The sequence below is a fragment of the Burkholderia sp. MSMB2157WGS genome, from assembly GCF_001532755.1.
In the GTDB taxonomy this organism is placed as follows: Bacteria; Pseudomonadota; Gammaproteobacteria; order Burkholderiales; family Burkholderiaceae; genus Burkholderia.
Map to the genome: position 1 here is coordinate 1 of NZ_LPJG01000029.1, position 14,499 is coordinate 14,499.

Below are 14,499 nucleotides of genomic sequence, written 5' to 3' on the forward strand. Positions count from 1 at the left end.
TTCATGGCATGGCCTTCGTGTCCGCTTGGACACATCATGCCGAATTTCTCTACTTTTGCACCGGACTATTTCTTGGGCCAGGGTCACAAGCCGGAAATCTCCACTTCCGACCGGGACTAATTCTGGTTCAGGGTCAGTGTCGTCGGTGCGCGAATTCCGGGTGATTATCACCAGGCCATGCTGTTCATGGGAGTGATATTGACCGGATGGTCGGGGTGAGGTAGAACTGTATAGTAATGGCGGTGTCTGGTCAACAGTCGCTATCTTGTGTTGTCTCCTGAATTTCTTGTGGCTTGTGTTTGGTTTTGTGATGTTAAGGAGTGAAATTTTCGGCGGCCGCTCGAGATGGGCGATCTGCGCAAGTGAGGGGATAATGAAAAAGTTGATGATTTTTCTGTTTTTGGTTTTTATCCATGCTTCCGGAATTTGCCAAGTATATACAAAAGATAATAATATAATCCATGTTGAGCTTAATGGATATGGTTACCCTATGATAACAAACTTTAAAATACTTGGGGATACCGCGGTGCCGCATGATAATGCGGGCGCTGATTTTCAGATGACTGCCAGAAGTGTACAGGGTAATGCCTATAATCCAACGCAAGGCGGAGATTGTCGTGGAAATCCATCGTCCCTAACCGGAATTTTGGAAAATTGGAGTGGAGCCTCAATTGGGGTGCCTGCTCAAAACGGAATTTTGCTGGGCGTGCAGCCTCGGAATTATAATGATCCAAGTAGTGGAGACCAAGGGTGTGTTGGGGATGGTGCACTGCTGCCATATCAGTTTAATTTTGGAGTCACCATTGGGGATGGCGTATATCTTCCAAAAGAAGCAATGGTGGTTGATATGTCCATTCAAAAATTGACTGGTGCACAAGATGTTGTCCAACATGCATCTGAGTTGCCGGCAATTTTTGCGACTGCCTCATTTATGCGTTATGCCTATTACGCAGATATAAATGGTGGGATATCTCCGTATTCGATCTCTGTAAATGGTGTTTATACTAACGATATCACCCAGTGGCCTTCTCTTGTAAATTATTCTGGGGTCGGGAAGGCGGTGATTCTTTGCTCTATACCAAACGCCACGAATAATCCTGGGCAAGGCGTGTGTATGGCAATTTATTCAAATTTCGACACAACATTTTATCTGAGTCATCGATTTGGATCGAAGGGTGAGTTGTCATATTTTACCATGGTCGGCAAATCCGACCCGTCCGCAACGATATCTGATAATTCTTGGCATACTTTAAGAAGATTTATTCTTGTTGGTAATATCTCAACCCTTCAGGGGCTTATTGGTGAAGTCTCGCCATTTGCGATTAGTAATTCAAACTGGTGATGGACGTGCCGCTGTTTTACGGGGTTGACGCTTCGGTTGTGAACCCAACTGGATCAAGCCGCTGTGGCCCTCTAAGCTATGAGGTCGCTCATGAAGATCAGATTAAACCTGCGGCTCGAGCGCGAGTTTTTCGCCGTCCACGATGCGGACGGCTTCGCGATGGATCAAGCAGGGGAAGATCTACTCGCCCCATCAAGGTGGGCAACGCGTACTACGTCGGAGAGGGAGCCATCTACCAGGAAGGAAATCGGCCGCTGCGGCTGCCACAACGGCTGACGCTCCAAGAAATCGAAGAGCGGAGCGAGTCCAAGCGAACCAAATGAGCAGACCGGCGTCGACGCCGGTATAAAGGAAGGTGGCCGCGGCTTGCTTAACCAGATAGCTCTCCAAAAGGATTGCTACGTTGTCCGATAGCGAGAACTGAATCGCCCCTTTGCGCGTCAATACCACGCCGCCGTTATTTCTCACGGCGCTGGCGGTCTGGCTCTGGCCCAACCAGAAGGTTGACGCGATTGAGCACGAGCAGCGCGGGTTTTTGGGTTCATTGCATACTGTGCAAGCATCGACGTCAGACCGTCGGAAGCGCCCAGAATCATCGCTCATGGCCTTCTCGAATACACGTTCGAAGTTTCACGTCTAGGCTGATTGTCACCATGAAGAATGTTCGTATCCCCTTGCTGCTCGCGCTCGTTTCGTTGACCGCATCGCTGTTACATATCCAGTTGGCATCTGGGCAATCGCAACCTACTTCTCAGCCCAGTGCAAGGCGTCCCTCGACAGCCGGTAACGCGACATCCGCCGTCGCGTCGTTCGGCAATCAAGTTACATGGCTTAACTCATTGATCCCATGTACGACAGCATGCGCCCAAACGTGGTCGCAATCGGCGGGCGGCGGAATGGGTTTGTTGGGCGCGACCCGTACTTCTGATAATTCGTTGACCGGGTCAATGGCGGCTCAGGGCGTTGCGGGCTATGCGATCAATGACAATACGAAACATGTTCAGACCGCATATGCCACCTATTCCGAAGTGAGGAGAAAGCCGGGGGCCGGGACGACTCAAGGTCATGAAATCGACGTCGTCAATCAAGGCTCCGTCGTCGGTGTGGATCCGTATAACATGTTCCGGACTGGCATTACACCGGGGCTTTGGCTGTCATCGGGGCGTCCGGACGTGAAGAACGGTGCGGCCAATGCGAGCACTGCCATTGGCATTGTCAGCAACAACACTGCCTTTGAAAACGGGATCGTGTTTCACAGTAACGCTTTGAATGCGACGGCCGGCGAAGGCAACGCAATCGCGCTGCCGCGAAAAGATGCCATCGTATGGTTCGGAGGCGCGGGGAGCAAGGTTGCGGCAATTCGAAGCGATGCAACGACGGCGTCACTTCGTGCGATATTTGCAAATGGCCTTCTTGCGCTACAGAATCTTTCCGGTGTCAACGAGCACACGTTTTCGGATACAGGGAACTATTCCGCAAAGGGAAATATTTCAGCCGCCGGTACGGGGTCAATGCCGTTGTATAGCACGACCGGAAACGGTGCGAACGCCCCACACATGGTGCAGGGGTCGATCATATTGGCGTCCGGGCATGCAACGGTCAAGCTTACGGGGGCGGCTGTCTACGCGTCTGCGTCGAGTTATACATGCACGGCTAACGACACGACCGCAGCAAACGCAGTGCAGGTCAGTCAGGGTTCCGGCACTTCAATTACGTTCACAGGAACCGGCACGAACACGGTTCAGTTTCTCTGCGTGGGCAACTGATCTGAAGATAACGGGCGCCGACGCTTGCCGAATCAGCGCCGTCATACTGCAAGTCAGGCCATGCTCGCGAAGAGGCTGGCGACCGCTCGCTTCACCAAATAGCTCTGCAACGTCGACGCCTCGGCGCTCGAAAGGGAGAACTGGATCAAACCCTCGCGCATCAACACCACGCTCCCGTCGTTCGTCACTGCGCAGCCAAACCCGCGATTCCCGCCTGACGCCGGCCGCGCCGGCTTTCGCCAATACGCCTGCCGACAACATCGCGTGGAGTGCCACACCCGTGAAGACGGTTGCATCGTCGTCCGCGTGCTCCGCGTATTCGGGGCGTGTGATGTCGAGCGGCGAGCCGTTGTCGACGGAGGGGGTGTTGAAAGCGCTCGGCACGTCCTTGGCCGGCGCCGCGCTGGCTGCCGTCGCCGGCGGATATCAGGGCGCAGCCCCCAATCCGTGCCCGCGTCCCGGCCTGTGACTCGCTCGCAAGCGGATCGCGGAGCGCACCGCTTCAGTTGAAACGAGCGTGAAACGAAGCGCCGCGCGTCGCCCCGACCGCGGCGCTTCGTCGTTTCCGGCGCGCCTATTCCCAGAAGCTGCGGATCGCGACGGCCACGATCACCGGCACCGAGAACACCAGCGGAATCGCGAAATACTGCGCTTCGCGATCGACGATCCAGCTATAGATCACCCACGCCGCGCCGATCGCGAACGTGATGAGGCCGACCGTCACGGCGGCGATGTTCAGGGCCAGCTTCGACGGCTGGCGGCGCGTTTTGGCAGTGTCGTCGTTATCGCGCGGGGACGATTTCATCGGAAGAGTGCGGCCTCGGCCGGAACGGGAGTAAAAACACAGGAAACCCCATCCGTACCGATCGCGCAAGGGCCGGCGCATGCCGGCCCGGTATCGTTCGTCAGCGCGCGCTACAACCCGAACGACACGGCCAGTTCGTCGAGCAGTTCGCGCTGGAACGCGACGAACCGCTCGCCCGGCTGCTGCGCGATCGCCAGGTCGAGCATCGGGTCGGCGACCTCGGTGCGCAGGCCGGACAGTTCCTCGACGATCGCCAGCCCGCAGAACGGGACGTACGCCTCCGAATAGCCGCCTTCGTGAACGATCACGAGCCGCCCGCCGCAATGGCGTTGCGCGGCTTCCTTTACCGCGCGGGTCATGAACCGGTAGCTGTCGGTATGCAGCTGCATGCGCGCGAGCGGATCGACCGCGCTCGCGTCGAGGCCGCTCGCGATGACGATCAGCTCGGGGCGGAAACGCGCCAGCGCCGGCAGCACGATTCGCTCGAATGCATACCGATAGGCATCGTCGCCGCTGCCCGCGAGCAGCGGCACGTTCAGGTTCGCGCCGACGCCCGCGCCTTCGCCGCGATCGTCCGCGCCGCCGTAGCCGGGCGGGAAGCAGCGGTCCTGGTGCAGCGAAATCGTCAGCGTATCCGGATCGTCGTAGTAGATCGACTGTGTGCCGTTGCCGTGATGCACGTCCCAGTCGATCACCGCGACGCGCTCGATGCCGTGCTTCGCGCGGGCGGCCTCGATCGCGATCGGGATGTTCGCGAGCATGCAGAAGCCCATCGGGCGGTCGCGCAGGCAGTGATGGCCGGGCGGCCGAGACAGCGAGAACGCATTCGCCGCGTGCTCGCCGACGACCGCATCGATCGCCGCGATCGCGAGGCCGGCCGACAGTGCGGCGATCTCGTAGCTGCCCTTGCCGAATGGCGCGAGATCGCCGAGGTCGCCGCCGTTCGTGTCGCTCAGCGCGCGGAACGCGTCGAGATAGTGTGCCGGATGAATGCGCAGCAGGTCGGCGGTGGTCGCGGGTTCGGCGCCGCGCAGGTCGAGCTGCGCGGCCAGGCCCGACGCCTGCACGAGCGACAGGAAGCGGCGCTTCGAATCGGGCGATTCCGCGTAGCCCGCGCTCGACGGCGGCTGGACCCAGCCGCCGACCGGAAAGAACAGCGCGTGCGTGCCGCCGGTATGCCAGAAAGTGCGTTCGTCGGTGAAGAAGGCAGTGCGATTCATGGATGCGTGACCTGTCACGGTTGGGAGGAAACGGAAAGGCGCGCGCGGCGATCGATGTGGCGCAGCGCGGCGAACGACACGATCGCGACGGCCGTCGCGGCTGCGAACAGCGCGCGCATCGTGCCGCCGGCGTCGAGCATCAGGCCGGCCAGCAGCGGGCCGGCGGCGAGCCCCGCGCCGATCACGAAATTGAGCGTCGCGACGAGGCGGCCCGACGTGTCGATCTGCGCGACCGTCGCGAGAATGAACGGCAGCACGAAGGTCCACGCGAACTTGAACGCGAAGATCGCCGCGCCATAGCCGCCGGTGTCACGCGTCGCCGCGAGCGCGACGAGCGACGCCGCGAGCAGCGCATAGCCGGTCGCCAGCATCGCGCGCCGCGCGAGCCGCCCGCCCGCGCACGACGCGAGCGCCGCGCCGGCGATCCCCATCACGCTCGCGATCGCGAGCACGTTGCCGGTCGACTGCGGATCGAGCCCGGCCTCGGCCGCCGCCCGGCTCGCGAACGTCCACACGCTGCCGATCGCGAGATAGAACGTCAGCACCGCGCCGATGGCGAGCACGACGAAGCGTCGCGGCGTCGGCGGCGCGTCGCCGCGCGCCGCGTACGCGGACGCCGCCCGCGTGCCGAGCGACGTCGGAAAGCCGCGCGACAGCGGCGCCGCGAGCAGCGCGAGCACGGCGAGCGCGACGTACAGCGCGCGTAGCCCGAACGCGGCGAACACGTGCGGCAGCACGAACAGGCCGATCGCGCCCGCGATCAACTGGCCGACGACCCACAGGCCGTACACGCGGTCGCTGTTGCTGCTCGTCGCCGCGCTCGTCATGCAGAGCACCATCAGCGAGCCGCCGCCGAGGGCGGTGACGGCGCGCAGCGCGAGCAGCGCGGCAAACCCCGGCATCCATAGCACAGTCAGCAGGTTGCCCGCGCCGAACAGCGCGATGGCGAACGCCGCGACGCGACGCGCGTCGACACGTCCGAGCCACAGGTACGACGGCACGGTCGCGAGGCTGAACGCGCCGAGTTCGACGAAGAAGTAGGTGCCGATCTGCGACGCGGACAAGCCGAGCTGCGTGGCGAGCTGACCGGCGACGGCGGGCGCCACGAGCAGCAACAGCGGCGTGATGGCCGCGAACACGACGAGCGCGACGAGCGTCGAGCGCGCGAACGTCGACGCATGGCCGTCGCGCGAGAGGGCGACATCCGGGGGCAGGGTCTTCATGACGGGATCTCGTTGGGGGGAATCAGAACAGGTGGTACATGCCGACCATCGCGCCGAACTGCGACGCGCCGGCGAGCGGCGTCGGGTCGTATTCGTAGACGGTCTGCGCGCTCTGGCCGCTGTTGCGCGCATAGCCGAGGTTCAGGTATGCGACCGTGCGCTTGGACAGCGCGTACGTGGTGCTCGCGATGAACAACGTCGGGTGGCCGATCGCCGGCGTGCGCGCATCGGTGTGGTAGACGCCCGCGTTCAGGCCGATCCCGTTCGACGTCAGGTAGCGCGCGCCGCCCCAGACGATCGTGCGAGCGGCGTCGAGGTCGCCGGTCAGGCGTTCGACGCCCGCATACACGGTGAGCGGCAGCGTGGCGAACGCATAACGCGCGGCGAGCGTGCCGAGTTCGCGACGCCGCGCGGACGCGTCGGCCGCCGCCGCTACGTCGCCGTGCGCCTGATGCAGCACCGCGCTCACCGACAGGCCGTTGCTCGTGTACTGGCCGCCGAGCTCGAGCACGCGTCCGGCGCGCGTATTGCCCGCGACGCCGGAGGTCGCGGCGAGCGCTTCGACGTCGAAGCCGGCGAACGTCGGCGACTGATATTTGACCGAGTGGTCGATGAAGTTCGCGTTGATCGGCACGAGCACGCCCTGGCCGCTGTACGACCCATACCAGAGCGGGTCGTAGAACAGTGTCTTGTCGAACAGCACGCTGAACTGGCGGCCGAGCGTGACGGTGCCGACCGGTCCCGCGATGCCCGCGTATGCCCCGCGGAAGAACGCGTAGCCGGGCACGGTCGGGGTGCCGTCGTTGACGTTGAAGCCCTGTTCCAGCTTGAACAGCGCCCGCCAGCCGCCGCCGAGATCCTCGTGGCCCTTGATCCCGACCTGCGAAGGCAGGATGCCGTAGTTCTGCAACCGCACGGCCGAATGGCGCCCGTCGGCGTGCGTCAGGTACTGCACGCCGACGTCGAGCGCGCCGTACAGCGTGAGGGCGGACTGCGCGTGCGCGCCGCCGCATGCGGCAAGCGCCGCGGCGGCCGTGGCCGTGCGGATGAAGCGGGGTGTCGTCACGTGGGGTTCTCCATACCTTCCTGCGTCGGTTCGTCGTTGGTGTTGTCGCGACGCAGTGTCCGCAGCGGGAAAACCGTCGAACAGTCGTCCAGATGAACGGTGCGGAAAACCCGCGTTGCACGGCCTGAACGCCGCGCAACGTCGCCGCGCGCCGTGCTGCGCAGCAGCAACGTGCGGTGTACCGTTCAAATGGATGGGGCTGGCGAGCGTTTCGGCGCCGTGGCCCGCCAAAAAAGTCGCTCGCTATAATCGGCCGGTATCGTTGCGCACATCGGCGGCCCGACCGGACAGGAGAGCGGAAGGTGAGGATCACGACGGATATCGGGCAGGACCTCGACGCGCTGCGCGACGTGCCGGCCGCCATCGCGCTCGACGAATTCGCGTGGCCGCCGCTGCCGTCCCGGCGCGCCGATTTCGATGGCGTCACGCGCGGCGACGCAGCGCAGCGCGAACTCGGCCTGATGCTGCTCGACCTGTACGCGGTGGCCGCGCAGTCCGCCATCGGCGAATTCGAATACCGGTTCTTTTCGCTGCTGCAGGCGCTCGTTCCGTTCGATGCCGCGTGGACGGGCGTCGCGACCCATGTGCCGACCGGCCCGGTGATGCACAACAGCTTTTTATACCGGTTGCCGCACGCGTTCTTCATCGACTGGAAGCGCGTGCGCGATTGCGATCCGCTCGCGCGCCGCACGCTGCACGGCGCGCACGGCCGCGCGGTGCGGCTGTCGGTCGTCGAGCCGGGGCTCGATGCGCGGTTTCGCGACTGGTGCGTGAAGTACGGGCTCGCGCAATTGATGTTCGTGTGTACGCTCGATCGCCGCTTCGGCCTGACGACGTTCGTGTCGATCTACCGGCAGGGCCTGAACCGACCGTTCAGCGACGACGACGCGCATCGTTTCGAGGAAGTCATTCCGCATCTCGCGGCCGCATTGACGATCAACCGCGCCGCGCAGCTCACGCGCGAACGCGAGCGCACCGACACGGTCGTGCCGGCGGCGCGTGCGCTGTGCGACAACTTCGGTGTGCTGCACCACGCCGATCACGATTTCGACGACGTGCTGCGCACCGAATGGCCGGCCTGGGCCGGTGCGCGCGTGCCGGAGCCGCTTGTCGCGCATCTGCGGCGCCAGCCGGGCCGGCCGTTCGTCGGCGACGCGCTGCGCATCCAGTGCGTGCCCGTCGCGGGGCTGTTCCAGATCGAGGCGCGGCCGCGCTCGCTGCTCGACCGGCTGAGCCCGCGCGAGCTCGCGGCGATCCGCTATTACGGCGCCGGGCGTTCGCACAAGGAAGTCGCGCAGCAGATGGCGATCTCGCCGACGACCGTGCGCCACTACCTGCGCTGCGCGTACCGCAAGCTCGGCATGCACGACAAGAGCCAGATCGCCGGCGTGCTCGGCGCGACCAGCGGCGCGATCGACGACGAAGCGGTGGAGGCGGGCAGCGTACCGCGCTGAGGCGCACGAACGCGTGCCGCCGGATGCGCGCTGCGCCGCCCGAATGGTTGTGTCTGCAACCATTGCGCGTTATGCTCGTCAGCTCCCGGGAGACGGAATGCCATCATGAACGACACGAATTCAGGGTCGGTGCGCGCGGCGGTGGTCGGGGTCGGCGCGATCGGCGGATTGCTCGCGGCCGCGTTGTCGAGAGCCGGCATGACCGTGAGCGCGTACGCACGCGGCGCGACGCTCGATGCGCTGAATGCGCACGGCGTGCGCGTGATCGACGAGGCGGGCGCAATCGCGTCGGTGCCGATGCGCGCAAGCGACGATGCGGCCGCGCTCGGTGTGCACGACTACGTGGTGATCGCGCTGAAGGCACAGGCGCTGCCGGCGCTGGCCGCGCGCATTGCGCCGCTGGTCGGGCCGCATACGGTGATCGTCGCGGCGATGAACGGGCTGCCGTGGTGGTTCACGCACGGGCTCGAAGGGGCGATCGACGGTGTGCCGCTCGATGCGGTCGATCCGGCCGGCGCGGTGTCGGCTGCGTTGCCGCCCGCGCAGGCGATCGGCTGCGTCGTGCATCTGTCGTCGAGTACCGACGCGCCGGGCGTCGTGCGGCGCGGGCGCGGCAACCGGCTGATCGTCGGCACGCCCGATCCGCGGCTCGACGGGGCCACGGCGCGGTTCGCCGCGGCGCTCGCGGCCGGCGGTTTCGACGTCGAGACGACGCCCGCGATCCGGACCGAGATCTGGACGAAGCTGTGGGGCAACATGAACATGAACCCGCTGAGCGCGTTGACCGGGTCGACGGCCGAGCAGTTGCTCGACGATCCGTTCACGCAGGATCTCGCGCTGCGGATGATGGAGGAAGCGGCTGCGATCGGCGCGAAGCTCGGCTTGTCCGCCGGGATGAGCGGCCCCGAGCGGATCGCGGTCACGCGCAAGCTGGGCGCGTTCAAGACGTCGATGCTGCAGGATTTCGAGGCGGGGCGCTCGCTCGAGATCGGGCCGATCCTCGGCGTGTTTCCGGAACTCGGCCGCAAGCTTGGCGTGCCGACGCCGTACTGCGACGCGGTGCTCGGATTGTTGCGTCAGCATGCGGCGAACAGTGGGTTGTAGTGCGCACGAGGCTGCCGGATTCGCGGCCGTCGGCGACGCCGGCAACGCGACCGCGCGTGCTTCGCGCGATGCCGTCGCGGTGCAAGACGGGCCGCCCGGACGGCGCGCCCGGACAAGCCACCCGGATCGGGTGTGACGCGACGCGGGCGGCTCGTCCGATTCGTCTGATCAATGCCGCCGCTGCGCTTCGCGAACCGGCGACGGCGGGGCCGACACGCCTCGCGACGATTCACTTCATCGCGCTTGACTTCGAAGCCGGTTACTCAGTCGTCGCGCTCGACTGCGTGCGCAACGACCTTGTCGAGCAGCCGCTCGAACGTCTGACGTTCGCTGTCGGACAGGCAAGCGAGCAGGCCGTCGTTCCACTTGCGCACGATCGGCATGATCTTGCGATGCAGCGCTCGGCCGTCGGCGGTCAGCGCGATCAGCACGATCCGGCCGTCTTCGTCGCTCGCGCTGCGCTCGAGCAGCCCCTGGCGCAGCAGCGCTTCGGCCGCGCGGCTTGCCTGGCTCTTGTCGAGATTGGTGTGGCGCGCGAGATCCATGATCGAGAACGGGCCGAACGCGCCGACGGCGGCGATCACGCGCGCCTCGGGCAGCGAGATGTCGAGCTTGTGCCGGTACACCTCGCCGATCCCGCGGTCGGAGCGCTTCGTGAGCGCATGGAGGCGATAGGTCAGAAACTGATCGAGCCCGGCTTGGCGGCCTTTCATGTCGAATCCTGAAGAAAAAGGGCGGGCCCGATTGTTCCTGTATCGCGCGCTCGGGTCAACGGTCAGTGTGCACCGTACTTCAGGCGTGTCAACTGTTCCGCTTCGTTCGCGAGCAGGTTGGCCGCGTCGCGGATCGCGACGTCGAGCGTGATCGGCCCCGGAGCCGGCGAAAAGCAGCCGGAGAAATGCTCGGACAGACGCGGCAGCGCGGCCGGGTCGACCGCGCCCGACAGCAGCGACGCGCTCACGCCGGCGGCCTGCGCGTGCCGGCATGCGATGAACGGCGCCTTGCCGTGCAGCGTCTGCACGTCGGAGCGGCCTTCGCCGGTGATCAGCCAGTCGGCGCCGGCCAGAGCGGCGTCGAGCCCGACCTGGCGCGCCACCACTTCGGCGCCGGCCTCGAAGCGTGCACCGAGCATGTGCAGCGCGAAACCGAGGCCGCCCGCGGCGCCCGCGCCCGGCAGATCGCGGCCGCGGCGATCGAGCGCGGCTTCGAGCAGGTCGGCGAAGCGGGCGAGGGCCGCATCGAGGGGCGCGACCTGCGCCGCCGTCACACCCTTTTGCGGACCGAACACGGCGGTGGCGCCATGCGCGCCCGTCAGCGGGTTGTCGACGTCGGACATGCCGACGAATTCCGTTTCCTTCAGGCGCGGATCGAGCCCCGACGCGTCGATGCGCGCGATGTCGGCGAGCCGCGACGGCACGGGCTCGACCGGCTGGCCGCCCGCGTCGAAGCACTGCAGGCCGAGGCCCGCGAGCAGCCCGGCGCCCGCGTCGTTGGTGCTGCTGCCGCCGAGCGCGACGAAGAAGCGGCGCACGCCGTCGTCGAGCAGCGCGCGGATCGCCTCGCCCATCCCGCGCGTGCTGCGCGCGTCGACCGGCACGCTCATGCCGACCGGGTCGGTAATCCCGACGATCTCGGCCGTCTCGACGATCGCGGTGCGCGCATCGATCACGCCCACCGCCGCGTCGCGCGCCGCCAGCGACGCGCCGGCCACCCGCAGCGTGCGCCGCGTGCCGCCGCCGGCCAGCATCGCGTCGAGCGTGCCTTCGCCGCCGTCGGCCATCGGGCAGCAGCGCACGACGGCATCGGGCCGGGCGCGGCGAATGCCGGTGGCGATCGCGTCCGCGACCTGCTCGGCGGAAAGCGAGCCTTTGAACGAATCGGGCGCGACGACGACGACAGGCGCGGACGGGTGTTGCGGCATGGTGTCTCCGGAAGGCGTGATTGGTGTGAAGAATAAGGGGCGGGCCGCGAAGGCGGCTCACATGCTATCGGAGCTTACAGGATGGACGGCCCGGGGTGGATACGCCGTTCGGCATAGCCACGATCCGCGTGCATGGCCGTGCAACGCGCCGCCGACGGGGCAGGACGCATGCGTGTCGCGCCGATCTGGCGGTATGAGGAAAATTGTTTGCTAGAATAGTCGATTCTTCCGGCCAAAGCCGTGCTCCGAGCCGCTTGCGCTAGCCATTCGGCGCGTGCAGGGATGGCGTGGCGCTCCGGCGCGGCGTGCGAGTGCGACGCACCTCACGCTGCAGGCAGGCACGGCAAGGAAAACCCGATTCGCTCGAATAATTTTAGGACGATTGAAGCCATGGCTAACGTTGTTGAGAACCTCGGCAAGCTTGAACGCCGCGTGACGATTTCTTTGCCGAAAGACACCGTGCAGAAGGAAATCGACGCCCGCATCCAGAAACTCGCGAAGAACGTGCGCATGCCGGGTTTCCGCCCGGGCAAGGTGCCGCTGAAGATGGTCGCGCAACAGTACGCGGGTCAGGTCGAGGCGGAAGTGCTGAGCGACAAGATCGGCCAGGAATTCTTCACGATCAGCCGCGCGGAAAACCTGCGCGTCGCCGGGCAGCCGAGCTTCGAGCCGAAGCAGGAACAGGCTGAAGACGCATACGCGTTCGACGCGACGTTCGAGGTCTACCCGGAAGTGAAGATCGGCGATCTGGCGACGGCTGAAGTCGAGCGCTCGACGACGTCGATCGGCGACGCCGAAATCGACCGCACGCTCGACATCCTGCGCAAGCAACGCGTGCACTACCACGCACGCGGCGAAGCGGGCGAGCACGGCGACGGCGGCGCGGACACCGCGGCGAAGAACGGCGACCGCGTGACGGTCGACTTCGCCGGCAAGATCGACGACGTGGCGTTCCAGGGCGGCACGGCCGAAGATTTCCCGTTCGTGCTCGGCGAAGGCCGCATGCTGCCGGAATTCGAAACGGCGGCGCTGGGCCTGAAGGTCGGCGAACAGCGTACGTTCGACCTCAAGTTCCCGGATGACTACCACGGCAAGGACGTCGCCGGCAAAACGGCGCAGTTCACGGTCACGATGAAGAAGATCGAGTGGCCGCACCTGCCGGAAATCGACGCCGAATTCGCGAAGTCGCTCGGCATCGAAGACGGCGACCTCACGAAGATGCGCGCCGAGATCAAGGAAAACCTCGAGCGCGAAGCGAAGCGCCGCACGCAGTCGATCGTCAAGAACCAGGTGATGGACGCGCTGCTGAAGATTTCCGAGCTCGACGTGCCGAAGGCGCTGATCGAGCAGGATCAGCAACGCCTCGTCGAAATGGCTCGCCAGGATCTGGCGCAGCGCGGCGTGCCGAACGCGAAGGACGCACCGATCCCGGCCGAGATGTTCGCCGAGCAGGCCGAGCGCCGCGTGAAGCTGGGCCTCGTGCTGGCCGAACTCGTGAAGGCGAACGGCCTCGAAGCGAAGCCGGAACAGATCCGCGCGGAAGTCGACGAGTTCGCGAAGAGCTACGAAGACCCGAAGGAAGTGGTCCGCTGGTATTATTCCAACCAGCAGCGCCTCGCCGAGATGGAAGCGTTCGTCGTTGAAAGCAACGTCGTCGACTTCGTGCTGGGCAAGGCAAAGGTGACGGACAAGGAAGTGAGCTTCGAGGCACTCGCGAGCGCATCGGCGCAAGCGTAAGTGTCGCTCTAGCGGCGTGCCGGCTGTCGGAGCGACGGCCCGCACGCCGTTTTTACGTCAAGCGCACGGTTGCCATTAATATGGCGATTGAGCGGGCGGCTTCCCTCCGTTCAATTTTCCATTCGAACAAGGTTCATTGAATGATCACTCGCGCTGAATTGCTGGACATGCTTGCTTCGAACGCGCCGCAGGGTTTCGAGGCGCAAGCGCTGGGGCTGGTGCCGATCGTCGTCGAAACGAGCGGCCGCGGCGAGCGTTCGTACGATATCTATTCGCGTCTCCTGAAGGAGCGCCTGGTGTTCATGGTCGGCGAAGTGAACGACCAGACCGCCAACCTCGTGGTCGCGCAATTGCTGTTCCTCGAGAGCGAGAATCCCGACAAGGACATCAGCCTCTACATCAACAGCCCGGGCGGCTCGGTGTCGGCCGGCATGGCGATCTACGACACGATGCAGTTCATCAAGCCGGACGTGTCGACCCTGTGCATGGGTCTCGCGGCCAGCATGGGTGCGTTCCTGCTCGCGTCGGGTGCGAAGGGCAAACGCTTCGCCCTGCCGAATTCGCGCGTGATGATTCACCAGCCGCTGGGCGGCGCGCGCGGCCAGGCGTCCGACATCGAGATCCAGGCGCGCGAAATCCTCTACCTGAAGGAACGGTTGAACAACCTGCTCGCGCAGCACACGGGCCAGGACGTCGAGCGCATCGCGCGCGACACCGACCGTGATAACTTCATGTCGAGCGAGGACGCGAAGGCGTACGGGCTGATCGATCAGGTGCTGTTGAAGCGCCCGTGAGCTTAAACGGGGTGCCGCCCCGATTCGTGCGGCGCCCCCGCAATGTCCCGAGTGCCCTGAGCATCTG

Annotated in this window: 13 protein-coding genes; 7 read left to right on the forward strand and 6 right to left on the reverse strand. The window is 64.8% G+C overall.

Going from position 1 to position 14,499, the window contains the following annotated elements; genetic code table 11:
* The first annotated feature begins 373 nt into the window (after positions 1-373).
* The 3 genes from WT53_RS33570 to WT53_RS34340 all read left to right on the forward strand — a co-directional run bounded on the left by WT53_RS33570 (position 374) and on the right by WT53_RS34340 (position 3,577).
* Positions 374-1,342: a hypothetical protein gene (locus tag WT53_RS33570; protein ID WP_155294457.1), complete on the forward strand. Its 969-nt coding sequence runs from the start codon at positions 374-376 to the stop codon at positions 1,340-1,342.
* 653 nt (positions 1,343-1,995) lie between these two features.
* Positions 1,996-3,108 carry a hypothetical protein gene (locus tag WT53_RS32555; RefSeq protein ID WP_080747779.1) on the forward strand — a complete coding sequence of 371 codons (1,113 nt, stop codon included), beginning with the start codon at positions 1,996-1,998 and terminating at the stop codon, positions 3,106-3,108.
* Positions 3,109-3,295: 187 nt separating this feature from the next.
* Positions 3,296-3,577 carry a hypothetical protein gene (locus tag WT53_RS34340; protein WP_080747804.1) on the forward strand — a complete coding sequence of 94 codons (282 nt, stop codon included), beginning with the start codon at positions 3,296-3,298 and terminating at the stop codon, positions 3,575-3,577.
* 105 nt (positions 3,578-3,682) lie between these two features.
* Here WT53_RS34340 and WT53_RS17820 read toward each other — a convergent pair whose 3' ends face one another.
* The 4 genes from WT53_RS17820 to WT53_RS17835 all read right to left on the reverse strand — a co-directional run bounded on the left by WT53_RS17820 (position 3,683) and on the right by WT53_RS17835 (position 7,422).
* Positions 3,683-3,913 carry a hypothetical protein gene (locus tag WT53_RS17820; protein WP_034207554.1) on the reverse strand — a complete coding sequence of 77 codons (231 nt, stop codon included), beginning with the start codon at positions 3,911-3,913 and terminating at the stop codon, positions 3,683-3,685.
* A gap of 110 nt (positions 3,914-4,023) precedes the next feature.
* On the reverse strand, positions 4,024-5,133 hold the full coding sequence (locus WT53_RS17825; RefSeq protein ID WP_034207553.1) for a class II histone deacetylase: 1,110 nt from the start codon (positions 5,131-5,133) through the stop codon (positions 4,024-4,026).
* A gap of 14 nt (positions 5,134-5,147) precedes the next feature.
* Positions 5,148-6,356: an MFS transporter gene (locus WT53_RS17830; protein ID WP_034207552.1), complete on the reverse strand. Its 1,209-nt coding sequence runs from the start codon at positions 6,354-6,356 to the stop codon at positions 5,148-5,150.
* 22 nt (positions 6,357-6,378) lie between these two features.
* Positions 6,379-7,422, reverse strand: a complete 1,044-nt coding sequence (locus WT53_RS17835) for a porin (RefSeq protein ID WP_060260918.1) — start codon at positions 7,420-7,422, stop codon at positions 6,379-6,381.
* Positions 7,423-7,724: 302 nt separating this feature from the next.
* Here WT53_RS17835 and WT53_RS17840 point away from each other — a divergent pair, with 302 nt between their 5' ends.
* Positions 7,725-8,876, forward strand: coding sequence for a helix-turn-helix transcriptional regulator (locus WT53_RS17840; protein ID WP_034207550.1), 1,152 nt, complete (start codon positions 7,725-7,727; stop codon positions 8,874-8,876).
* Positions 8,877-8,981: 105 nt separating this feature from the next.
* Positions 8,982-9,980, forward strand: coding sequence for a 2-dehydropantoate 2-reductase (locus WT53_RS17845; RefSeq protein WP_034207549.1), 999 nt, complete (start codon positions 8,982-8,984; stop codon positions 9,978-9,980).
* Positions 9,981-10,243: 263 nt separating this feature from the next.
* Here WT53_RS17845 and WT53_RS17850 read toward each other — a convergent pair whose 3' ends face one another.
* The gene (locus WT53_RS17850; RefSeq protein ID WP_034207548.1) at positions 10,244-10,693 is read right to left on the reverse strand and encodes a MarR family winged helix-turn-helix transcriptional regulator; all 450 of its coding nucleotides are present in this window, start codon (positions 10,691-10,693) and stop codon (positions 10,244-10,246) included.
* A 62-nt stretch (positions 10,694-10,755) separates the two neighbouring features.
* Entirely contained in the window at positions 10,756-11,901 is a 1,146-nt protein-coding gene (locus WT53_RS17855) for a glycerate kinase (protein WP_034207547.1), read from the reverse strand.
* Between the two features lie 390 nt (positions 11,902-12,291).
* Between WT53_RS17855 and tig the strand changes: the two genes are divergently transcribed.
* Together tig and clpP are read left to right on the forward strand one after the other, a co-directional pair.
* On the forward strand, positions 12,292-13,638 hold the full coding sequence (tig, locus tag WT53_RS17860; protein WP_060260922.1) for a trigger factor: 1,347 nt from the start codon (positions 12,292-12,294) through the stop codon (positions 13,636-13,638).
* Positions 13,639-13,778: 140 nt separating this feature from the next.
* Positions 13,779-14,432 (forward strand): ATP-dependent Clp endopeptidase proteolytic subunit ClpP, encoded by a 654-nt coding sequence (gene clpP / locus WT53_RS17865; RefSeq protein ID WP_006496351.1) that lies wholly within the window; start codon positions 13,779-13,781, stop codon positions 14,430-14,432.
* The last annotated feature ends 67 nt before the right edge of the window (positions 14,433-14,499 follow it).